This is a genomic window from Pedobacter changchengzhani (assembly GCF_004354365.1).
In the GTDB taxonomy this organism is placed as follows: Bacteria; Bacteroidota; Bacteroidia; order Sphingobacteriales; family Sphingobacteriaceae; genus Pedobacter; species Pedobacter changchengzhani.
Genome location: NZ_SJCY01000011.1, coordinates 48395 through 71206 on the forward strand (window position 1 = coordinate 48395; position 22812 = coordinate 71206).

Annotated in this window: 20 protein-coding genes and 2 pseudogenes; 9 read left to right on the top strand and 13 right to left on the bottom strand. The window is 35.9% G+C overall.

Annotation, left to right across the window (positions count from 1 at the left end; genetic code table 11):
* Window positions 1-172 precede the first annotated feature (172 nt).
* The gene (locus tag EZJ43_RS14270) at window positions 173-844 is read right to left on the bottom strand and encodes a polysaccharide deacetylase family protein (protein WP_133263394.1); all 672 of its coding nucleotides are present in this window, start codon (window positions 842-844) and stop codon (window positions 173-175) included.
* A 71-nt stretch (window positions 845-915) separates the two neighbouring features.
* Here EZJ43_RS14270 and EZJ43_RS14275 point away from each other — a divergent pair, with 71 nt between their 5' ends.
* From EZJ43_RS14275 to EZJ43_RS14290, 4 genes are all read left to right on the top strand, one after another.
* Window positions 916-2274, top strand: a complete 1359-nt coding sequence (locus tag EZJ43_RS14275) for a TolC family protein (protein WP_133263395.1) — start codon at window positions 916-918, stop codon at window positions 2272-2274.
* Between the two features lie 346 nt (window positions 2275-2620).
* The gene (locus tag EZJ43_RS14280) at window positions 2621-3958 is read left to right on the top strand and encodes an efflux RND transporter periplasmic adaptor subunit (protein ID WP_133263396.1); all 1338 of its coding nucleotides are present in this window, start codon (window positions 2621-2623) and stop codon (window positions 3956-3958) included.
* Between the two features lie 74 nt (window positions 3959-4032).
* Window positions 4033-5031 carry an NAD(P)H-dependent glycerol-3-phosphate dehydrogenase gene (locus EZJ43_RS14285; protein ID WP_243718103.1) on the top strand — a complete coding sequence of 333 codons (999 nt, stop codon included), beginning with the start codon at window positions 4033-4035 and terminating at the stop codon, window positions 5029-5031.
* Window positions 5032-5225: 194 nt separating this feature from the next.
* Entirely contained in the window at window positions 5226-5567 is a 342-nt protein-coding gene (locus EZJ43_RS14290) for a hypothetical protein (protein WP_133263397.1), read from the top strand.
* 167 nt (window positions 5568-5734) lie between these two features.
* Here the strand turns inward: EZJ43_RS14290 and EZJ43_RS17620 are convergent.
* The 9 genes and pseudogenes from EZJ43_RS17620 to rpmB all read right to left on the bottom strand — a co-directional run.
* A pseudogene (locus tag EZJ43_RS17620) lies at window positions 5735-5920 on the bottom strand (DUF2442 domain-containing protein); the annotation flags it as partial.
* Between the two features lie 37 nt (window positions 5921-5957).
* Window positions 5958-6128: pseudogene (locus EZJ43_RS14300) on the bottom strand (DUF4160 domain-containing protein); the annotation flags it as partial.
* 104 nt (window positions 6129-6232) lie between these two features.
* A complete protein-coding gene (gene rimO, locus EZJ43_RS14305; RefSeq protein ID WP_133263398.1) occupies window positions 6233-7567 on the bottom strand; it encodes a 30S ribosomal protein S12 methylthiotransferase RimO in 1335 nt (444 codons plus the stop codon).
* Between the two features lie 63 nt (window positions 7568-7630).
* Window positions 7631-7897 (bottom strand): type II toxin-antitoxin system RelE family toxin, encoded by a 267-nt coding sequence (locus EZJ43_RS14310; RefSeq protein WP_133263399.1) that lies wholly within the window; start codon window positions 7895-7897, stop codon window positions 7631-7633.
* A complete protein-coding gene (locus EZJ43_RS14315; protein ID WP_133263400.1) occupies window positions 7897-8106 on the bottom strand; it encodes a hypothetical protein in 210 nt (69 codons plus the stop codon). Before EZJ43_RS14315 ends, EZJ43_RS14310 begins: the two co-directional genes overlap by 1 nt.
* Before the next feature lie 17 nt (window positions 8107-8123).
* A complete protein-coding gene (gene ftsY / locus EZJ43_RS14320; RefSeq protein WP_133263401.1) occupies window positions 8124-9086 on the bottom strand; it encodes a signal recognition particle-docking protein FtsY in 963 nt (320 codons plus the stop codon).
* Window positions 9087-9169: 83 nt separating this feature from the next.
* The gene (locus EZJ43_RS14325) at window positions 9170-9325 is read right to left on the bottom strand and encodes a DUF4295 domain-containing protein (RefSeq protein WP_133263402.1); all 156 of its coding nucleotides are present in this window, start codon (window positions 9323-9325) and stop codon (window positions 9170-9172) included.
* A gap of 81 nt (window positions 9326-9406) precedes the next feature.
* Window positions 9407-9589, bottom strand: coding sequence for a 50S ribosomal protein L33 (gene rpmG / locus EZJ43_RS14330; protein WP_133263403.1), 183 nt, complete (start codon window positions 9587-9589; stop codon window positions 9407-9409).
* Between the two features lie 44 nt (window positions 9590-9633).
* Window positions 9634-9867 carry a 50S ribosomal protein L28 gene (gene rpmB / locus EZJ43_RS14335; RefSeq protein WP_025145121.1) on the bottom strand — a complete coding sequence of 78 codons (234 nt, stop codon included), beginning with the start codon at window positions 9865-9867 and terminating at the stop codon, window positions 9634-9636.
* A gap of 213 nt (window positions 9868-10080) precedes the next feature.
* On the opposite strand from rpmB, the gene acs reads away from it, so the two are divergent.
* Complete coding sequence (acs, locus tag EZJ43_RS14340) at window positions 10081-11976, top strand: acetate--CoA ligase (protein ID WP_133263404.1); 1896 nt, start codon at window positions 10081-10083, stop codon at window positions 11974-11976.
* A 74-nt stretch (window positions 11977-12050) separates the two neighbouring features.
* Here the strand turns inward: acs and EZJ43_RS14345 are convergent, their stop codons facing one another.
* Window positions 12051-13418 carry a RagB/SusD family nutrient uptake outer membrane protein gene (locus EZJ43_RS14345; protein WP_133263405.1) on the bottom strand — a complete coding sequence of 456 codons (1368 nt, stop codon included), beginning with the start codon at window positions 13416-13418 and terminating at the stop codon, window positions 12051-12053.
* A gap of 18 nt (window positions 13419-13436) precedes the next feature.
* Window positions 13437-16529, bottom strand: coding sequence for a SusC/RagA family TonB-linked outer membrane protein (locus tag EZJ43_RS14350; RefSeq protein ID WP_133263406.1), 3093 nt, complete (start codon window positions 16527-16529; stop codon window positions 13437-13439).
* A 192-nt stretch (window positions 16530-16721) separates the two neighbouring features.
* Here EZJ43_RS14350 and EZJ43_RS14355 point away from each other — a divergent pair, with 192 nt between their 5' ends.
* The gene (locus EZJ43_RS14355; RefSeq protein WP_133263407.1) at window positions 16722-16907 is read left to right on the top strand and encodes a CsbD family protein; all 186 of its coding nucleotides are present in this window, start codon (window positions 16722-16724) and stop codon (window positions 16905-16907) included.
* A 59-nt stretch (window positions 16908-16966) separates the two neighbouring features.
* Window positions 16967-18016 (top strand): glycoside hydrolase family 130 protein, encoded by a 1050-nt coding sequence (locus EZJ43_RS14360; RefSeq protein WP_133263408.1) that lies wholly within the window; start codon window positions 16967-16969, stop codon window positions 18014-18016.
* A 364-nt stretch (window positions 18017-18380) separates the two neighbouring features.
* Here the strand turns inward: EZJ43_RS14360 and EZJ43_RS14365 are convergent, their stop codons facing one another.
* Entirely contained in the window at window positions 18381-21314 is a 2934-nt protein-coding gene (locus EZJ43_RS14365) for a M16 family metallopeptidase (protein WP_133263409.1), read from the bottom strand.
* A 225-nt stretch (window positions 21315-21539) separates the two neighbouring features.
* Between EZJ43_RS14365 and surE the strand changes: the two genes are divergently transcribed.
* Together surE and EZJ43_RS14375 are read left to right on the top strand one after the other, a co-directional pair.
* Window positions 21540-22379, top strand: coding sequence for a 5'/3'-nucleotidase SurE (gene surE, locus EZJ43_RS14370; RefSeq protein WP_133263410.1), 840 nt, complete (start codon window positions 21540-21542; stop codon window positions 22377-22379).
* Window positions 22380-22396: 17 nt separating this feature from the next.
* A complete protein-coding gene (locus tag EZJ43_RS14375) occupies window positions 22397-22669 on the top strand; it encodes a stationary phase survival protein SurE (RefSeq protein ID WP_133263411.1) in 273 nt (90 codons plus the stop codon).
* Window positions 22670-22812: the final 143 nt, after the last annotated feature.

A 22812-nucleotide genomic window follows, 5' to 3' on the forward strand; every position in this document is an offset into this window, starting at 1 on the left:
CATAAAAGCTACTTTTGGATTTGGCGATAAAAGGAACAACGAACAAAGATATCAAGCTAATTAGTTTTAACTCTCAACCTCAGCCTCAATCTCAATCTCAACCTCAACCTCAGTCTCAACCTTAATCTTCGCCTCAGTCTCGGTCTCAGCCTCAACCTTAACCTCAATCTTATTAAAGCCCTTCAAACCTAAACCCCTTTTCGGTAAAATACGTCAAAACTTTGGGCAACGCATATTTCAACCTTTCAAAGGCTTTTAAACTATCGTGAAAAACAACGATGGAGCCATTTTCTGCATTTTTGATCACATTTTGATAACACTTCTCCGGACTTAGCTTAACATCGAAATCGCCACTTAAAACATCCCACATCACTATTTTGAGTTGTGGGTTATTGGTTACGGGTTTTGGGGCATGGAGATTTAAACCGACAACTGACAACTCGTAACCCGTAACTAATTTGGCAATTTGGCTTTTCTTAATCCTCCCGTAAGGCGGACGAAAAAGATTGGTTTGCGTAAGTGTTTGGCATTTTAATGCATTTTGAATATAGGTTTCATCGTCTGTTTTCCAGCCTTTTAAATGATTAAAAGTGTGGTTCCCGATGGCGTGCCCTTCATCTTTTACCCTTTGGAACACATCAGGATTTTTCCTAATATTATCGCCGATACAAAAAAATGTAGCTTTTGCATTAAATTGTTTTAAGGTTTTTAATACAAAATCTGTAACATTCGGTATAGGCCCATCGTCAAAGGTTAAATAAATAACTTTGTCGGTTCGTGGCATATTCCAAAGTAAAGATGGATAATACCATTTAAGTAAAAGTGGCGATTTGACCAGATACATCGAGTCAAAGTTACGAATTGCTGATATAGATTGAAATTATTTAATTTGATTGTATAGATTTGAAACAAATTATGAAAATATTTACTCAGAATAAACTTTTAAGTGGCTTTGGCCTCGTTTTAAGCTTTTTTGCTTTTCAAAATGTGCATGCGCAAAATGTAATAACTATACAGCAGGCCGTGGACCTTACATTGAAGAATAATTTGCAAATAAAGCAGGCGCAATTTAGCGTAGCATTGAGCGACGAAAATTTAAGCCAATCTAAATATGCGCTGTACCCAACGTTAAACGGAAGTATTGGACCGAATTTAACTTTTGGGCGGGGTTTAGATCAAACCACTTTTCAGGTAACCAACCAAACCTCATTGTACACAAGTGGTAATTTAAGCACTAATGTTGAAGTGTTTCAAGGCTTTTCGAAAATTAATCAAATTAGACAAAATAAAACTTTATTAGAGGCCGATAAAAGTAATGTAGATAAAGTTAAGAATGATTTAATCCTTCAAGTGGTAACTTCATATCTACAGGTTTTATACAATACCGATTTGCAAAAAGCATCAATCGACCAATTAGATATCGCAAAGAAAACTTTAAATAGAGAAAACGCTTTGTTAGATGCGGGCAACAAAACGCTGGCAGATGTTTCTCAGGCAAAATCGCAAGTGGCAACAGCTGAGTTAAATTTAACCAACGCAACAAATCAATTGGCCATTTCTTATTTAACCTTAGGTCAGTTAATGGAAATGTCGCCTGGTGATAAATTTGTGGTTCAAGCGCCATTAATCGATCAAATAAAAGTTACGCCATCTACAGAAGATACTCAAGAAATTTTTGATAGTGCTTTAAAAACTTTTCCAGATGTTAAATTGGCTAATCTAAGAACTTTAGCTTCTAAACAGGCAATAGATGTTGCTAAAGGCGCTTATTATCCAAGGTTAAGTTTCGGCGCTGGCTTATCGTCGTCGTATTCCTACCAATACAGCTATAACGGACTAACACCTCAGCAATCTTTTGCTGATCAGATAAACCAACGTTTCGGACAAAGCATTGGCATGAGTTTGCAGATCCCAATTTTTAATGGCTTTTCTGCAAGAAGTGGCGTGAGGAGAGCAAAAATCAATTTCGATAATACGGCTACTCAAGAGCAATTGGTTAAAAATAACTTAAACAAAATTATTTTTCAGGCGATAACCGATCTTAAAGCGGCTCAAAGTCGTTTTGTTTCAACTAAAAATGCTTTCGATGCTCAAAAAGATGCTTTTTATGTGGTCGAACAACGTTATAATGTTGGTTTAGTTAACTCATTAGATTATACCACCTCACAAACCAATAGAAATAAAGCTGAAATTGATTTCATTCAAGCTAAATACGATTTGCTATTTCGCTCTAAAGTGATTGATTACTACTTAGGCAAACAGATTGTATTTTAAGCTTAAAGCCAAAAGCAGAAAGACTAAAGCTGAAACGCCAATTGGTTATTAAAAGCCCCTTTGGGGTTTGGGGATAAAGGAACAAAGATTAAAGAATAAAGCTTAAAAGACCAAAGCTGAAAGACTAAAGCTGAAACGCCAATTGGTTATTAAAAGCCCCTTTGGGATTTGGGGATAAAGGAACAAAGATTAAAGAACAAAGCTTAAAGTGCTCAGCAAATTAGTTCTTAAAAGCCCCTTTGGGGTTTGGGGATAAGCGCTTAAACTGATAACTCGCAACCCATAACCCGTAACTAATATCCCTTTGGGGAACACGAACAACGAAAAACGAACAAGAAAATAAATTATGAAACTAAAACATATTTTAATAGCCGTAGGATCACTTTTAGCTATTTTGGCCATTCTTGCTTTAACCGGTGTAATTGGTGGCAAAAAAATCGAAAAAGTTACTGCAGAAAAAGCAAGTGAACGTACCGTTGTAGAAACCGTTACCGCCAGTGGCAAAATTTTACCCGAAACTGAAGTTAAGCTAAGTTCTGAAGTATCGGGAGAAGTTGTAGAACTTAAAGTTAAAGAAGGCGATATTGTAAAAAAAGGACAACTACTCTGTAAAGTGAGGCCAGATGTATTGCAATCTGGTTATGAGCGCACGGTAGCCTCATACAATGCTCAAAAAGCAAGTGTTGCCGGTGCACAGCAGCAATTAATTCAAAATCAAGCAAACTTTGCAAATGCAGAAGCTACTTATAAACGTAATGTTGAGTTATTTGGCAAAAAAGTTATTTCTGCATCAGAATTTGATGCAGCAAAAGCAGCGTATTTAAGTGCAAAGGCAAACTTAGCAAGTGCAAAAGAAGGTGTTACAGGCGCAAAATTTACATTAGATCAAACTGGCGCTAACGTAAAAGAAGCTGGTGCAAACCTCGCTAAGGCTACAATTTACGCACCTGTAGATGGTGTGGTATCAAAGTTATCAATAGAAATGGGCGACCGTATTTTAGGTACTTCACAAATGGCAGGTACAGAAATTATGCGTATTTCCAACCTTTCATCAATGGAAGTAAATGTTGATGTAAACGAAAACGATATTACCCGTGTAAAAGTGGGCGATAATGCATCAATAGAAGTAGATGCTTTTTCCGACCAAAAATTTAAAGGCATCGTAACCGAAATTGCAAGTTCATCTACAGCAGTGGGTGCGGCATCTTCATCGGTTGATCAGGTTACTAATTTCTCTGTTAAAGTAAGAATTACCGAAAGTTTAGAGGGCAAACAACAATCTAAATTTAAACCAGGCATGTCTGCAACTGTCGATATTGAAAGCGAATCGCTAAAAGGTTTGTCTATTCCAATTCAGGCGGTTTTTACCGACACAAAAAAGCCCGCCGATGATAAGAGTGGCGGTAATGATGGTAACCAAGCAAGTATGGATAAGCAAAAAGCCAAATTAAATGATAAGGCGGTAAAACAGTTTGTTTACGTGCTAAATGCTAATAAAGTTAAAAAGGTTGAAGTAACAACAGGCATTCAAGATGATCAATTTATTATCATTAAATCGGGTTTAAAATCGGGTGACGAAATTGTTACAGGTCCTTATTCTGCCATCCAGAACAAGCTAAAAGATGGGTTAATTGTAGAAAAAACAACTAAGGATAAGCTATTTACTACCGAAGCGAAAAAGTAAGGCTTAGAACAAAATATTTTATAGTAAATTGTCCCGACTTAAAACATTTAAGTCGGGATTTTTATTTTATTACCATGATACCAAAAATAGCGATGATTGGTGGCGGAAGTTGGGCCACATCTATTATAAAAATGCTTTCTGATAACACCACCGAAAAGGATATTTTTTGGTGGATGCGAAACGATGAAGCTATTGATCATATTAAAAAATTTAAACACAATCCAAACTACATCAGTTCCGTAGAAATCAATTTGCCACATCATCATCTTTCTTCCAATTTGAAAGAAATTATCAGCAATGCCGATTACATTATATTAAATGTGCCAGCAGCTTTTTTGAAAAACACCTTAGCAGGCATAAATAGCGCAGATTTAAAAGGCAAAAAGATAATTTCGGCCATTAAAGGTATTGTGCCCGAAGATAATTTAATTATTGGAGAGTTTTTAAACGAAAAATATGGCATTCCTTATCACGATATATTGGTATTGAGCGGACCATGCCATGCAGAAGAAGTCGCTTTAGAAAAGCTTTCATACTTAACAATTGCCTGTACTGATTTGGAATTGGCAACAAAGTTTGCTACATTTTTAAAAACTCGTTACATAAACACCAATATTTCTGACGATATATTTGGTACAGAATACGCTGCGGTTTTAAAAAATATTTACGCCGTAGCCAGCGGTATTTGCCACGGTGTAGGCTATGGCGATAATTTTCAAGCAGTATTAATCAGCAATGCAATAAGAGAGATTAGCCGTTTTGTTGATGCTGTACACCCTATAAACAGAGACATCAAAGAATCGGCATATTTAGGCGATTTGTTGGTAACAGCCTATTCACAATTTAGCCGCAACCGTACTTTCGGCAACATGGTAGGTAAGGGTTATACGGTCAAATCTGCCCAATTGGAAATGAATATGATTGCAGAGGGTTATTATGCAACTAAATGTATTCATTTAAAAAATAAGCAATATGAGGTAGATATGCCTATCTGTGATGCGGTTTATAAAATTCTGTACGAGGGTAGCACACCCTATAAGGCCATGAAACTGCTTACCGAAAAATTAAATTAATTTTAGAAAAACAACGGCAGTGCTCATCGCTTCCAACAGTCCTTCTTTTCGCTATTATATTTTTATAAGTTTAGCGTTTTGCAACGCTCAAACTTATAAAAATGATAATCGCTGCAATAAGGTTTAGTAATAATGGGGTTTGTGAAACAAAACTCCAACCGCATTGTTAAGCATATAAATAAAGATTTATTATTATGAAAAAGAAATATATAATTGGGTTATTATCTGTTGCATTATTAGGCGGTTTAACCTTAAGTGTTAACGCACAAGAAAAGAAAACAGAAGTTGGTAAAGCAATACAGCACACAGGTAAAGCGATAGATAAAGGCGCAAAATCTGTAGGTAACAAAACTGCTGAGGTTGCTGTAAAAGGTGCGTCAAAAGTTACGGATCAGGTTTGGAAAGGTAAAATGGCGCCAGATGGATCGGATGTTTATATCGATTCGAAAAACAAAAAGTATTATGTAAATTCTAAAGGTGCCAAAGTTTGGTTAAAAGCAAGCCAAATTAAAACTAGAATGGTTAAGAAAAACTAAACTAGTATTAAGTAACAGGTTTTAAGTGATGCAATTGCAAAACTTAATTTGACAACAAATGGTCGGTTTTAAGCCGACCATTTGTTGTTTTATAGCAACTTGATTTACGTCTATCGGTTGGGTTTTCTCACCAAACGTCAAACTATCGTTTAGTAGGATGTTTTGGTCTATTTTCCCTCCAAGTATAAGGTTTCAGGACTAAAGTCTTGTCCAGACAGCCAAGTTATAGAACCTAGTGAGGTCTTAACTGCGTAAAAAGCTTCAGGTTCTTTTAATTCTTGAAAAATGCCTTTGGTTAAATAAGGCTTGAAATCAAAAATTTTTTCTTCGTCATTTTCGAATGTTATTTTTAGCTGAAAATCTTGTTGGGCTTAACTTTTATAACTTTCATTATTTTAAAGGGTCTATTGGGAATATTTTTTCACCACTTACAGCAAGCTCCCAATTTGCTATTAATTCTTCTTTGTGCACTTCAATCCAAGCCTCAACTAGTTTTCTTTGTTTATTAGGAACTTCTCCATCCAAAACTGCACCGTTTTCTAAAGAAAAAACAGCTTCCTTTCCTTGATATTTGAAAGGTGATGTTTTTTATTGTTAAAGTAATACATCATCACAATTATCCCATAAAACATTGATATGATTGGCATATCTAAAAATAGTAGTTTTTATTTTACTATCGTTCCATATAAATCAAAATCTTCGGCTCTGTCAATTTTAACATTTACAAAACTTCCGTTAGCTGCATAACCCGTTTTTGCATCAATTAAAACTTCGTTATCTACTTCTGGCGAGTCAAATTCGGTTCTGCCCACAAAGAAATCACCTTCTTTTTTATCTACCAATACTTTATAAGTTTTACCAACTTTCTCTTGGTTAATATCAAAAGAAATTCCTTGTTGAATTTCCATAATATCATCAACACGTTGTTGTTTCACTTCGTCAGCAATATCATCAACTAGATTATGCGCGTGAGTTTTTTCTTCATGAGAATAGGTAAAGCAACCTAAACGGTCAAATTTGGTTTCTGCAACCCAAGTTTTCATTTCTTCAAAATCGTACTCCGTTTCTCCTGGGTAACCACAAATTAGCGTAGTTCTCATGGCAATATTCGGCACTTTATCTCTAATTTGATTTACTAAATCAATTGTTTTTTGCTTGGTAGTGCCACGGCGCATCGATTTTAGCATATTATCTGTAATGTGCTGCAATGGCATATCTAAATAATTGCAAACGTTATCGCGTTCGTTCATTACATCCAAAATTTCCATCGGGAAACCAGAAGGGTAGGCATACTGCAAGCGAATCCACTCTACGCCGTCAACATCAGATAGGCGACGCATTAATTCATCAAGTTTACGAACGCCGTAAATATCTAAACCGTAATAGGTTAAATCTTGTGCAATTAAAATAAGTTCTTTAGTGCCGTTTTTGGCCAAAATTTTTGCTTCGTTAACCAATTCTTCCATTGGTTTACTTAAATGCTTGCCACGCATTAAAGGTATGGCGCAAAATGAGCACGGGCGGTTACAGCCTTCGGCAATTTTTAAATATGCAAAGTGCGATGGTGTAGTTAACAAACGTTCGCCAATAAGTTCGTGTTTGTAATTTGCACCTAACTCGTGTAGTATATTATGTAAATCGTTGGTGCCGAAAAAAGCGTCAACATTGGTAATTTCTGCAGTTAGTTCTGGCTTATAGCGTTCTGATAAACATCCAGTAACCACAACTTTGCCTATTTTACCTGCTTCTTTTAGCTCGCTAAACTGCAATATGGTATCAATAGATTCTTGTTTTGCGTTATCAATAAAACCACAGGTGTTAATGACTACGATATCATTTTTGCCCATCTTATCACTTTCGTGCACAACGTTTAAATTGTTTCCACGCAACTGACCCATCAACACTTCAGAATCGTATATATTTTTCGAGCAACCTAAAGTAATTACATTAATTTTAGGTTGGGTAACAACTGGCTTTTTTTTTATTGGTTTGGTATTCATAATGTTTATTGTAGCTCAAGTAAATCAATAAATAGTGTTGTGTATTGATTTAGACTTAGATAATTATGGGAATAATTTATAAATCTCTTTTCGGTGGAGCACTCTTTCGAAAGTTAAAACTTCATCAATTAGTTTTATTCCAATACGGTAGTTGCCAAATCTAATTTTATAGTATTGGTTAAATCCTGTTAGTTTCTCTAGGTTTAATAATAAAGAAGAGTTAGAAAATTTTGATATTTCTTCAAAAGCAAAAAATTCAATTTTATTTCTATCTTTTTTAGGAATGGAGGCTAAATCTTTTAGAAATTTTTTATTGTAATTAATTGTCATTATTTTTTACTCAAGGAGTGATAATAAGCTACAGCTTCCTCTTGTATTAAGTTATCACTTTCTTTATTCTGTTTCATTATTTGTGCCAAATTAATGTCTTCTTTTTCATCAACACTTAAGATCTGAGCAGAAAGCCCCATTTTCTTAGATAATTCTTTTAGTAAAGAAATATCTTTCTTGTTTTCGGCATGAATAATTATACTTCTCATAGGTGCAAAAATACGAATTATTTAAACAAACTATTTACAAACTCTTTTTTGTCAAACAACTGCAAATCGCCAATTTTTTCTCCAACACCTATATATTTTACAGGGATTTTAAACTGATCTGAAATTCCGATGATTACGCCACCTTTCGCTGTTCCATCTAATTTTGTTATCGCCAAAGCATTTACGTCCGTCGCTTCTGTAAATTGTTTACATTGCTCAAAAGCATTTTGCCCTGTTGAGGCATCGAGTACCAATAAAATTTCGTGCGGTGCACCAGGTACAACCTTTTGCATCACTTGCTTAATTTTTCCAAGCTCGTTCATTAAACCCACTTTGTTGTGCAAACGGCCTGCAGTATCAATAATCACCACGTCTTCGCCATTGGCAACAGCCGATTGCAAAGTATCAAATGCTACTGCAGCAGGGTCTGAACCCATGGGCTGCGCAACTACTCTTACATCTACTCTTTGTCCCCAAAGTTTAAGTTGATCAACGGCTGCAGCTCTAAAAGTATCGGCTGCGCCTAAAACAACTTTTAAACCCGACTCTTTAAGTTTATGCGCCAGCTTGCCAATGGTTGTCGTTTTGCCAACACCATTTACACCAACTACCATAATTACATACGGTTTATGATCGCCATACTCGAACTGACGGAAATCATTGCTATTATTTTCGGATAAAAGCAATTGAATTTCATCACGAAGGATAAAATTCAATTCAGAAGTGTTTACGTATTTATCTTTGGAAACACGTTCTTCAATTCTTTTGATAATTTTCAGTGTCGTCGTAACACCAACATCAGATGTAACTAAAACTTCTTCCAAATTATCAAGCACTTCATCATCAACAGAAGATTTTCCTGCTACGGCTTTGGTTATTTTGCTAAAGAAACCTTCTTTGGTTTTCTCCAAACCTTTATCCAAAGCTTCTTGTGCTTCAGGCGCAGTTTCCTTCTTTTTGAAAAAATCGAATAGACCCATATCTTTAATTTTATCTAACGAAAAAAAGCCCTTCCATATAAAACGGAACGGCCTTTAATATTTTAATATAAAAAATATTAACCCTATTTAGATGCGATAGCATCTTTTACGTGGTCGTTATGTACAATAAGTTCTTTGAATGAATATGCACCAGTTTTAGGTGATTTTGTCATTGTAATAACTTTTGAATATTCTTTACCTGTACCTGTTTTAAGGGTTGCAACTACTTTCTTAGCCATGTCTTTTTTAAATTAATGATTAAATAATAGAAGGTTAGAATGAGAGCATAACCCTCAACCTTTTGCCTTTTATCTTTAACCTTATTTGATTTCTTTATGTAATGTTACTTTTCTCAATACAGCGTTGAATTTTTTCAATTCTAAACGTTCTGTAGTGTTTTTACGGTTTTTTGTAGAAATATATCTAGACATACCCGGCATGCCACTTTCTTTATGCTCAGTACATTCTAAAATAACCTGAACTCTGTTACCTTTTTTTGCCATTTTAATTTAAATTGTAAACTGTTAATCTCAACAGTTAATGTTTTTTACAAAAATCCTTTTTTTACGAAACGGTTAATTGCTTCGCTTATACCCACTTTATTGATGGTTTTAATTGCTGAAGTAGAAACTTTCAACGTAATCCAACGATTTTCTTCAGGAATATAAAATTTCTGTAGTTGTAGGTTTGGGTAAAATTTGCGCTTGGTTTTAACGTTTGAGTGAGAAACGTTGTTACCTACCATTGCTTTTTTTCCTGTTAAATCACAAACTCTTGACATGACTTGTATATATAGTTGTTAGTATCGTTCGCTTAATTTTTTTAAGAGTGTGCAAATATCTGAATAATATTTGAAAACAGCAAGAGGGTTGAAGAATATTTTTATATATTTTTTCAATTTCACTCCTTTATTAATTTTGATGCGATTTTGGTAATTTTCTTGACTAATATTTAATTAAATTAGCCGCACTAACCCAAAATATATAAACTAGCAATGCAAATTACATCTTTTAAGCAATACGAAGAAGATTACAAAAAAAGTGTAGAAAACCCCGAGCAATTTTGGGGCGAAGTAGCGCAAAATTTTCAGTGGCGCAAACCTTGGTACAAGGTTTTATCGTGGAATTTTACAGAACCAAATATAAAGTGGTTTGAAGGTGCTAAGTTAAACATCACCGAAAACTGCTTGGATAGGCATTTGGCCACCAATGGTGATACACCTGCAATTATTTTCGAACCTAATAATCCGGATGCCGAAAGCATAACCTACACCTATAAAATGCTTTACGAACGCGTTTGTCGTTTTGCAAATGTTTTAAAACGTAATGGTGCCAAAAAAGGCGATCGTATTTGTATTTATATGCCAATGGTGCCAGAATTGGCGATTGCAGTACTTGCCTGTGCCAGAATTGGTGCAGTACATTCGGTAATTTTTGGCGGTTTTTCTGCAAAATCTATCGCAGATAGAATTAATGATTCGCAATGTAAATTAGTAATTACTGCAGATGGCGCTTATCGTGGCAATAAACAAATTCCATTAAAAGAAGTAATTGATGATGCATTAATTGGTTGTCCTACGGTTGAGAGATGCATTGTTCTAACCCACATACGCACGCCAGTTTCTATGCTTAAAGGCAGAGATGTTTGGTGGGAAGATGAAGTAAAACACGTTAACGATGTTTGCGAGGCAGAAGAAATGGATGCAGAAGATTTGCTGTTTATTTTATATACTTCAGGCTCAACCGGCAAACCAAAAGGCGTTGTACATACTTGCGGTGGCTATATGGTTTACGCAGGCTATACTTTTACCAACGTATTTAATTACAAACCGGGCGAAGTCTTTTTCTGTACCGCCGATATTGGTTGGATAACTGGTCACTCGTACATTGTGTACGGTCCGCTTTCGCAAGGGGCAACTTCATTATTGTTCGAAGGCATTCCAACCTACCCAACGCCATCGCGTTTTTGGGATATTATCGAGAAACACAAAGTGAATACCTTATATACCGCACCAACCGCCATTCGCTCTTTAATGAGTTATGGTGATGATCCACTTAATGGAAAAGATTTAAGTTCCATTCGCGTTTTGGGATCGGTAGGAGAGCCGATAAACGAAGAGGCTTGGCATTGGTACGATGAAAAGATTGGTAAAGGAAAGGCACCTATTGTTGATACTTGGTGGCAAACCGAAACGGGAGGCATTATGATTTCGCCAATTGCAACGGTTACACCAACTAAACCGGGTTTTGCCAGTTTACCTTTACCGGGTATTCAGCCACTTTTGGTTGATGAAAATGGAAAAGAAATTGAAGGAAATGGTGTAAATGGTAACCTTTGTATTAAATTTCCTTGGCCTGGTATGTTGCGCACCACGTACGGCGATCATGAACGTTGTAAGCAAACCTATTTTTCTACTTACGAGAATCTTTATTTTACTGGTGATGGCTGTTTAAGAGATGAAGATGGCTATTACAAAATCACTGGTCGCGTTGATGATGTTTTAAATGTATCAGGACATAGAATTGGCACAGCCGAGGTAGAAAATGCAATTAATATGCATGCAGGAGTAGTAGAAAGTGCTGTTGTAGGGTATCCTCACGAAGTAAAAGGGCAAGGTATTTACGCTTTTGTAATCTGCCCAGAAATGCACGGCGATACAGACCTAACTAAAAAAGATATTTTACAAACAGTAACCAGGGTAATTGGTGCCATTGCAAAGCCAGATAAGATTTTATTCGTAAATGGCTTACCTAAAACAAGATCGGGTAAAATTATGCGGCGTATTTTGCGTAAAATTGCCGAAGGCGATTTTAATAATTTAGGTGATACTTCTACATTATTAGATCCTGCAATTGTGGAGGAAATAATGGAAGCTTCGAAGGGTTTATAAATACCTTTAGTTTTTAAATAAAAAAAGCCTTCTGGGAAATTCTCAGAAGGCTTTTTTGTTGTTTGTAATTTGGTTTAGTTATAACCAGCATTTTGAACCAGTGCTTTATTAGCATCCATCTCTCGTTGTGGTATAGGGAAAACTAATTTGTTGGAATTCCAAGATAGGGAGCCAATATTTGTTTGAGTTCTTTTCGCATCGTGCAAAGCAAAACCCTCAAAAGCCAGCTCTAATTTCCTTTCGAAAAGAATATCTGCAAGTGTTGCAGTTGTGGTTGTTAAATTTGCACGAGACCGCACTACGGCTAAATCTTGTAGTGGTGTTTGGCCACCAATAGGGGCAAAAGGTGCTAAGCGAGCGTTACATTCTGCCCTAATTAAATACATTTCAGCTAATCTAATAATAGAAACATTACCAAAAGAATTTGCGAATTTTGAGGTAAACATATCTCCATCATCGTAAAACGCATTAATTCTGTCATCAGTTGCACTATAAGTAGTACTTATCCAAGTTGGATCAATAACAGCATCACCACGTCCTCCATAGCTAGAAGACCCATAAAACTCATTATATCCATTATAACCGGTAAGCTTTGTTACTTGGATGGAAAATACATCTTCGGTAGTATTTACACCGACAGAAGTCCCCATAATTGGGAATGCATTAATAAAAGAAGTTGTAAGGCTGTAATTACCCGATGCTATTACTCTATCGGCAGCGTTTGCAGCCGCGGCGTAATCACCCATTTGTAAATACAATCGAGCCAACATACCCGCTGCGGAAAATTTAGTGGCGTAAAACCCATTAGTTGCTGGTAGCTTAGCTTCAGCATCGGTTAAATCGGTAATTGCTTGCGTGTAAACCGCTGCAACTGTAGCTCGGCTTACATAATTAGCATCGCTAATTGTAGTTGTTGGACTAAGTACTATTGGTACGCCCAAGTTTGTGTTTGGGTTACCATCGTTATAGGCTTTACCAAATAGCCTCACTAAATCAAAGTATGCAGATCCCCTTATAAATTTGGCCTCGCCTAACACCCTATTTTGCTTTGCTGCTTCAACCTTACCAATAACAGCAATTACGTTGTTTGCATCGTTAATTGCAGTATAGCCATCTGCCCAAACATTATCAACATAACCGTTTGTTTTTAAAAGTGATTTATTTATGGCCTGAGTAAGCTCTTCATAAGTTCCACCCCAAACTATTGCATTGGTATTTGCTAAAAAATCGGCCATTAAAAATGGTCTTCCACCATAAAAATTTCTACTCCCTAAGGCAGAGTACGTGCCTACAAGTGCAGCTTCTACATCTTTCGATGTTAGTAAGGCTCTACTTTGTTCTAAAGTATCAACTGGCACAATATCAAGTGCTTTTTTGCACGAAAAGGCTGCTGTTATTAATACAGAAGCAAATATTAATTTAAATATATATGTCTTTTTCATAATTATTTGAATTTAAGATTATAGACCAACGTTTATACCGAAAGAGATAACTCTTGGTTGCGGAGCAGAATAAAAATCTACACCTAGGTTAATATTTGTTGCCTGATAATCGGCATTAACTTCAGGATCCCAACCTTTATAACTGGTAATGGTAAGTAAGTTTTGGCCGGTAGCAAATAACCTTAATTTACTTAGCTTTATCTTGTTTAATACCGATGTTGGAAAGTTGTAGCCTAGCGTTAATGTTTTTAACCTAACGTAAGATCCATCTGATAAATATCTAGTCGAATTTCCAGTTCCATTTCCTGCAAATAAACGTGGTTCCGGTACGGATGTGATATCGCCGGGTTTGTCCCAATAGTTCATTTGGTCGATGGTTTGATTGTCAAAACCGTTAGATGCACTCGCACTCATATAAGGGCCGCCACCGTTATAAATTTTATTTCCTTTTACACCTTGAAAAAATATAGTCAAATCGAAATTCTTGTAAGAAAAATTATTATTTAAGCCAAACGTATATTTCGGATTAGGGTTACCGGCAAAAATTCTTTGTGCCAAATTAATATCGTTTGTAGTGGTTTTATTTAAATTTCCATTTGCATCGGTCGTATTTAAATAATACAAAGCATCGCCATTTGCAGGATTAACACCAGCATACTCTGGTAAATAAAACACGCCAATTGGCTGATTGGCTACCGCAGCATTAATTTCATTTCGGTTTATCACCTGCCCACCCAAATCTATAATTTTATTATTGTTTATGGCAACAGTTATTGTTGTTGACCATTTAAATGCGCCAACCAAGTTTTCGGAACTAATACCAAGTTCAAAACCAGTGTTTTTTAATGCACCAAGATTTTTCGTTATTGTGGAGAAGCCTGTTGTTTGAGGAATTGGTACATCTAATAACAGTTGAGTCGTATTTTTTTGATAAAAATCTAAAACGCCACTAATTCTATTTTTTAGGAAACCAAAATCTAAACCGATATCAAATTGTTTGGTTTTTTCCCAAGTTAATTCTGGGTTCGCAATTCTGGTTGGGATTTGGCCGGCATTGCCACCATAAGCACCGGTGCCACTGAATAATGCAAGGGATGAGTAGTTACCAATTTCGGCATTACCAGTTAAGCCATAACTTACTCTCAGTTTTAATAAGCTAATCGTTTCGCTATTTTTTAGAAAATCTTCTTCTGATGCAATCCATCCTAATGATCCAGCTGGGAAATAACCATATCTGTGGTTTTCACCAAAGCGAGATGAGCCATCGGCCCTAACACTAAAGCTAGCTAAATAACGGTCGTTATACTTATAATTGGCCCTAAAGAAGTAAGATAGAAAACTAAAGGCATTTTCATTGCTTGTTGCCAATACCTTCGTGGCTGCGCTACCAAGTTTTTTATAAGAATCGCTCGGGTAGTCTTGGCCTTCTATTGAACTATATTTTGTTGTCGATTTTTGAAAACTCGAACCTAAAATTGCATCGAGAGTACTTTTACCTATAGTTTTGTTGTAACTAAAGAAATTGTTTGTATTTGTGCTTATTACAAAAGTAGAAATATTTTCACCATCGCCATTTGCTGTTCCTGAGTTTCTAAAGGTTAATGATCCGTAATAACTTTCTTCATTTTGATTTAAGTTATCAATAGAAAAATCGCTGCTGAATTTTAGTCCTTTTGAAATATTTAAATTAGCAAAAGCTTTACCTATTGTACGGTAAACGGTTGCTTTATAGGCTGCATTATCTACACTAATTAGGGGATTGTAATAAAGCGGATAGTTTGAGGCTATGCCGGGTAATGTTCCACTAACCAAACCCGATCTTGGATCGATAATTGGCGTAATTGGCGATAAAGCTACTGCCTGTAAAGGATTAGAAAATGCATTATCGTTTGATAATCTATTATTAATACTGTTAGAGAAATTTAAATTTACACCAACTTCTAAAAAATCGTTTACTTTATTGGTAAGGTTTAATCTGCCACTGTATCGTTTGTAGCTGTTACCAATAACTATACCTTGTTGATCTAGAGATTGACCGCCAACATAAAACTTTGTTTTATCGTTACCACCAGTTAAACTTAAATCATATTGTTGTGTAGCTGGGTTTTTTTGAAACGCTGCTTTATCCCAATCAGTATTTACTAGATAAGTCTTATAATCGTCATTACCTGCCGAGTATCTATTTAACCTGTCTTCCACATAAGGCACATTATCGTCCAATGCCTCTTGCATGGTGGAGTAGGTTCCGTCAGCTAAGCCTACATTTGCAGCACCTATTGCAGCCCTACGTTCTATTTGCACATATTGCGTTGCATTTAAAAACTTTCGATGCCCAGAAGGATTACTTATGCCACCTAAAGCGTTAAATTGAATTAAAGTTTTACCTACTTTACCTTGTTTAGTTGTAATTAATACCACACCATTAGATGCTCTAGCACCATAAATAGCAGATGAAGCTGCATCTTTTAAGACCTCGATAGACTCGATATCATTTGTATTGATATCTGCAAGTGAGCTTGTAGCTGCCGACGTGTTCGATAAATCGGCCGCAGTGATAGGTATTCCATCTACAATATAAAGTGGTTCGCTACCAGCAGATACCGATGATGCACCCCGAACTCTTACTGATATAGCTTGGCCCAATTTACCATTTTGAGCAGTTATACTTACACCCGCAGCTTTACCTTGTAGTGCTTGTTCAAAACTAGTAACAGGTAAGTTTTCTAAATCTTTCGATTTTACTGAGGCAACAGAGCCCGTAACATCCTGCTTGTTTTGCGTACCATAACCCACCACAACAACATCGGTTAATACGGTATTTTCTTCTTCTAAACTTGCATTGACAGTAGCGCCTGTAATTGCGACTTCTTTGGTTTTGTAACCAATAAATCTAAAAACGAGTATTTTAGAATTTACAGGTACACTTAATTTGAACCTTCCAGCTGCATCACTTTGTGTGCCATTTGTAGGAGTACCTTTTACGTAAATGCTAACACCTGGAATTGGTCCGGATGTTGTTGAGGTTACTTTTCCGGTAATGACCTTATCTTGAGCAAACACAAGAGAGATCAATCCGAAAGATAAAACCATACTGAGTAGTAGTTTTTTCATCTAATTTAGTTTTAGTTAATAATGTTTTGTCGATTGGAAAAATACAGAAATATTTGTTGTAATTACTTTACAATTTACAAATAAAATTTTTTAGAAAGCACGCTACATTCATTTAATTTTTTAAAAACAAAATCAATAGCTAAATGTTATTTTTATATCAACCAATTGTTAAACCATAAAAATAATCAAAACATGGATAATTTAGAATTAAAAGGAAAGTGGAATGAAATTAAGGGAAAAGTTAAACAAGCTTATGGAGATTTAACCGAAGATGATTTAACACATGAAGAAGGAAAAGACGATGAATTATTGGGTAAATTACAACAAAAAACTGGCAAAGGAAGAGATGAGCTCGTAAAGTGGATCAACTCCCTATAATTTTATACATTAAAAAAGCAACCAAATTTGGTTGCTTTTTTTTTATAATTTAAATGCACATGGCCGATATCGCTTACCGATTTTCTGATAATCCATTACTTTCTCCACAGGATCTACAGCCGAGTATAAACGGGCTGGAAATTGCATGTTTGCTAAATCCTGGCGTATTTACTTTTTTAAACAAAACTTGGTTGCTGTTGCGGGTAGCCGAAAGGCCAAAGCAAGTAGATGGCGTTATATCATTTCCAATCCTTTCTGATCAAGGTATTGAAATAAAAAAAATTAAAGAAGATGACCCCGAATTAGTTATTAACGACCCACGGATACTTACCTACAAAGGCGTAGATTATTTGACCACACTTTCGCATTTAAGGTTGGTTTGTAGCGATGATGGTGTTCATTTTTACCAACCGACTGATTATCCTCTTTTGCAGGGCGAAGGAAAAAATGAGACATTTGGAATTGAGGATTGTAGGGTAGTTTTAATTGAAGAAACATACTATTTAACTTATACGGCTGTATCTGAGCATGGCGTGGGCGTTGGGTTGAGAACTACAAAAGACTGGAAAACATTTGAAAAACATGGAATGATTATTCCACCACACAATAAAGATTGTGCAATTTTTGAGGAGAAAGTAAATGGTAAATTTTACGCCCTACACCGGCCAAGCAGTGTAGATTTAGGCGGAAATTATATCTGGCTTACGCAATCTACTGATGGATTGCACTGGGGAAATCATAAATGCCTAATTAAAACCAGGGCCAGTAAATGGGATAGTAAAAGAGTTGGAGCAGGTGCATCGCCAATCAAAACAAAGATGGGTTGGCTGGCCATTTATCATGGCGCTGATGACGCAAATCAATATTGTTTGGGTGCATTTTTGTTGGATTTAAATGATCCATCCATCGTGCTTGCCCAAACGGATGCGCCAATAATGAAACCCGAGGAAGATTATGAATTGAACGGCTTTTTCGGTCAGGTTGTTTTTACCAACGGACACCTTGTAAAAGGTGATGAATTGACTATTTATTACGGCGCGGCCGATGAGTTTATTTGTGGCGCTAAATTTTCTATTCAGGAAGTACTATCGCTATTGCAGTATTTGTAAATCGATAATAAATCAACAGTCATAAACACGAAATTTCAGTTAGAAAATCACAATACAAAACAAAAGCGATTCCCGTTTCCAAGAATCGCTTTTATCTTTAGTATCCTCCCAATCTCCCAAAAAGATACTTTTGAGAAAGCATTAATTTTAACGCACTGCTCTTTCTGCTCTATTCTTTCCGCTTCAAGCTTTCCGCTTCAAGCTTTCTGTTTTAAGCTTTCTGCTTTAGTCTTTTCGCTTTAAGCTTTCTGCTCTATTCTTTCCGCTTTAAGCTTTGATCTTTCCGCTTTAAGCTTTCTGCTTTAGTCTTTCCGCTTTAAGCTTTCTGCTTTAATCTTTAGTCTTTCCGCTTTAAGCTCCTCTCTTAATACCCAAAAATCTGCGCTAAACTCAATTTAGTTACCGGACCAAATTTTTCTAGATCAGCTAAATTTATCTTCTTTTCAGAAGCAACAACGCAATAATTATAAGCTTTCCCAGAAAGGTTGTTTTTATGAAAGTCTTTAACATCAGCAAAGGTTAATGGTTTTAAACTTGCGTATTCATCAATTCTCGAATCCTGACTTAAACCTAATTTTTCATCCGCCAAATATTTTTGAATAATGTCACCTTTGGTTATTCTGGAAGTTTCTAAACCACTTAAAGAATTACTTTTACTAAGTGCAAATGATTTATCCGATTCGGGTAAAGTGGTTAATAAATCGTTCATTCCTGCCAAAGCCTCGTTCATTTTATCGGCTTGCGCACCAATATAAGCAATAACAGTATTGTCTTTATCTTTACGATTTGGCGTAGCGTACACCGCAAAAGTAGAATAGGCCAATGCCTTTGATTCTCTCAAAGTTTGAAAAACAACCGAGCCCATGCCACCGCCAAAGTAATTGTTAAACAAAGCCACTTTGGCTGTATTTGCCGGATCATAAAGGCCACTATTGCGCACCCAACGAATCTCGGCTTGCACCATATCGTAATCTGCAAATAAAACTTTATTTGCATTGGTTGTTGTATAAGCGAATTTTTTTGCAGGTGCCTCTGTCATAAATTCTTTTGGCAACGCATGAAGTTTGGCAATTTCAGTGCTAAATTCTCCTAAAGTTTTCGGACCGTAATAGGTTATAATATGTTTGTAGTTTTTTAAGTTATGCAGAATATTAATCAAATCAGAAGATTTAATGTTTTTAATTTCATCGTTGGTTAACCCGTAATTGAAAGGATTATCGGCACCATATTGCGCGTAACTCATCAAGCCACCCAAAATAGAAGCTTTATTTAATTTTGCATTTTCTCTCGATTTTAAAATACGTCCTTTTAAATCTTCTAATGCTTTTTCATTAGGCTTACAATTGGCCAAAACATCTTCTAATAAATGCACTGCCTGATCAAAATTTTCTTGCAAACCATTAACAGAAATTACCGTTACATCATTGCTTACGTTCATATTGTAACTACACGCAATGTTGTAAAAAGCTTTGCTAATTTCTTCGGCCGTGTATTTATCCGTACTTAAAAAACTCAAATATTGCGATGCATAAGGCAATAACTTATCGTTATACGAACCAAGATTATACTGATAATCCATATCGAAAATGCTATTCCCCACATTTTTAACGTAAATAACATCGGCTATGCCAGCTTTGCCAAATGTCAAATCTTTTTTATAATCTAAAAACTTCGGCGCAATAGGCGTTACTGGCGCATCAATAATCGATTTGGTAAAAGGAGATACCTCATTGGTATTGGTTTTTACTGCGGTAATAGCAGGTTTTTCAACTTTAACTATGCTTTTATCTACTCCTTTATGTTTTAATAGCACTACATAATTGTTGATAAAAAACTTATTTGCAAAATCAACAACATCCTTTTTAGTAATTTTTGCCATGTTATCTGTTGCCGACAAATCTTTATCCCACTCGGTACCACGGTTTAAAATAAACGATTTCATGGTGGCATCTGCTCTAACATCGTTGTTATCGAAAGCCGTTAATTCTGCTAATTTTTGATTGGCAACAGTGGCTTTAATCAAACTTTCATCAAATTCGCCTTTTTTAAGTAAGTCAATTTGCCCCAACAATAACGCTTGTGCATCTTCCAAACTTTGTCCAGTTTTTGGCGTAGCGGTTAAAATAAACACGCCATAATCTTTCATTTGGTTGTAGCCAGTGCCGGATCTAAGGACTTTTTGCTGTTGATTTAAGTTAATATCAAATAAGCCTGCTTTACCGTTAGATAATATGCTCGAAATCAGATCTAACATGATGCTGTTGTGCGTATTCTCTGCATAACCTCGGTAAGCAATGTATAAGCTTTCTGCACTTGGGCCAAAAACATCAACTTTCTGTATTTTAGTAAGTGGCTTTTCTGGTGCTGGGTTGTAAAGTGCCAACGGCTTTTGTTGCATAAACGAAAAACTCTTGTCAATTTTTTTAATTAGCGCATCGTAATTTATATCGCCAGACATAATTAGCGCCATATTATTAGGCACATAATATTTGTTGTAATATTTTCTAATTTCTACTAACGATGGGTTTTTTAAATGCTCAATGGTACCAATAGTAGTTTGTTGTCCGTAATTGTGTGTTGGGAAAAGACTAAAAAGCATTTTTTCGTACATTTTACGGCCGTCATTATCCATCCCGATGTTTTTCTCTTCGTAAACAGCTTCCAATTCGGTATGAAAAATCCGACACACAGGGTTGCGGAATCGTTCTGCCTGCACAGCTAAAAATTTATCAATTGCGTTTGATGGTAAATCTTCTTCGTAAACAGTTTCTTCCACCGATGTATGCGCATTGGTTACGTTACTGCCAATTGCTTTCATCATTTTATCGTACTCATTTGCGATAGAATAGTTAGAGGCTTCGCCAGAAAGTTTGTCAATTTCCTTATAAAGTTCCTTACGTTTTGCGGGGTCGGTTGTTTTATCATAAACCTCGTAAAGCGCTTCAATTTTATCTAAATAAGGTTTCTCTTTTGCATAATTTAACGTTCCAAATTTATCTGTTCCTTTAAATAATAAGTGCTCTAAGTAATGCGCTAAGCCTGTATTTGTACGCGGATCAGTATTGCTTCCGGCTCTTACAGCCATTTTGTACACAATACTTGGTTCCTTATTATTTTGCGATAGAATAACAGTTAAACCATTTTTTAAAGTGTAAAATCGAGATTTTGTAGGGTCGTTGGTTACGTATTTGTAGGTGTAACCTCCTTCGGTTGCTGTTTTCCATTGATAGGTGTTTTGTGCTTTAACAAAAGCACTTGTAACCAATAAAAACGCAACTGTAAACAGTTTTAATTTCATGAATTTTAGGTTTTATGGGGCATTTTACCTGATTTAAATCTAATCAAGCGGTTTTTAATAAGTTATCCAAATATATATGGATTATTTTATAAGTACGATAAAAAAAATAGTCGGCTTGATTTATAAATTTAATTGAGCGCTGAGCGAAAAGTTGCATATAAAAATTGTGGTTATTATATGGTTAAAGTTTAAGGCCAAAAAGTTTATAATATGTATTTTTGCCAAATGACAAAGCAAAATACCAAACCAAATATTTTAGTTGTTAATGATGATGGCATTACCGCTACCGGGATTAAGGCCTTGATGGTAGTGATGCAGGAATTGGGAAATGTTGTTGTGGTTGCACCCGATAGTCCACAAAGTGGGATGGGACACGCCATTACCATTGGGAAACCCATTCGTTTTGATAAAGTAAACCTATATGATGGCGTGGAAATGTACAAATGCAGTGGTACGCCGGTAGATTGCGTAAAACTCGCCGTAAATAAAATTTTTAAGGGTAAAAAGCCCGATTTATGCGTTTCGGGTATTAACCATGGGTTAAATAATTCAATCAATGTAATTTATTCGGGTACCATGTCTGCTGCGGTAGAAGGTGCGATTGAGAAAATTCCTTCTATTGGTTTTTCGTTGGATGATTTTGCACAAGATGCAGATTTTGAACATTGTAAGAAATATATTAAAACTATTTGCGAACAGGTTTTGTCGCACGGTTTACCAGAGGCAACGTTGTTAAATGTAAATTTTCCCAAAGGGGATAATATAAAAGGTATTAAAATATGCCGGCAAGCAAATGCGAAATGGGCAGAGGAATTTGAAGAAAGAACCGATCCTTATAAAAGACCTTATTACTGGCTAACGGGTGTTTTTCAAAACTTTGATAAGGGTGAAGATACTGATGTTTGGGCGCTCGATCATCACTTTGTTTCCGTGGTGCCTGTTCAGTTTGATTTAACAGCTCATCACGCCATTCCGGTGTTAAACTCGTGGGATTTGGATGTTTATAATAAAAAGTCAAGTGCGCCTACTAAAACTTCATCACCTGATGGCTTTAATTTGGGTTAGTGGTAAATCGAGATAAAATGAATGAACAATTAAACAAGCTTACCAATTCGGTGTGGATCGGTTTGGCAATTGGCATTGTAATTCCTGCAATTTTATGCGGCTTTGCTTGGTATTTGATTAACCATGTTATTTATTTACAACGCGCCGATTTGTTGTACATTGGTGGCATTGCGGTAAACGCATACGTAATGCAGTACTTTTTTAAATATAATAAAGAAAATATAGGAAGAGGTATATTGGCCGCAACATTTTTATGTGCTTTTGTTTTTTTCTTTTATAAGGTTTTGTAGGGGGGGAGGTTGAGGTTGAGGTTGAGGTTGAGTCGGGAAGTCCGAAAGTCCGAGGTCATAAGACCGATGACCGAAGATAGAGCAGCAGAAAAGATCAGTAGTTAAAAAAATCGGGAAGTCCGATTTTATAAGAACGATGTTAG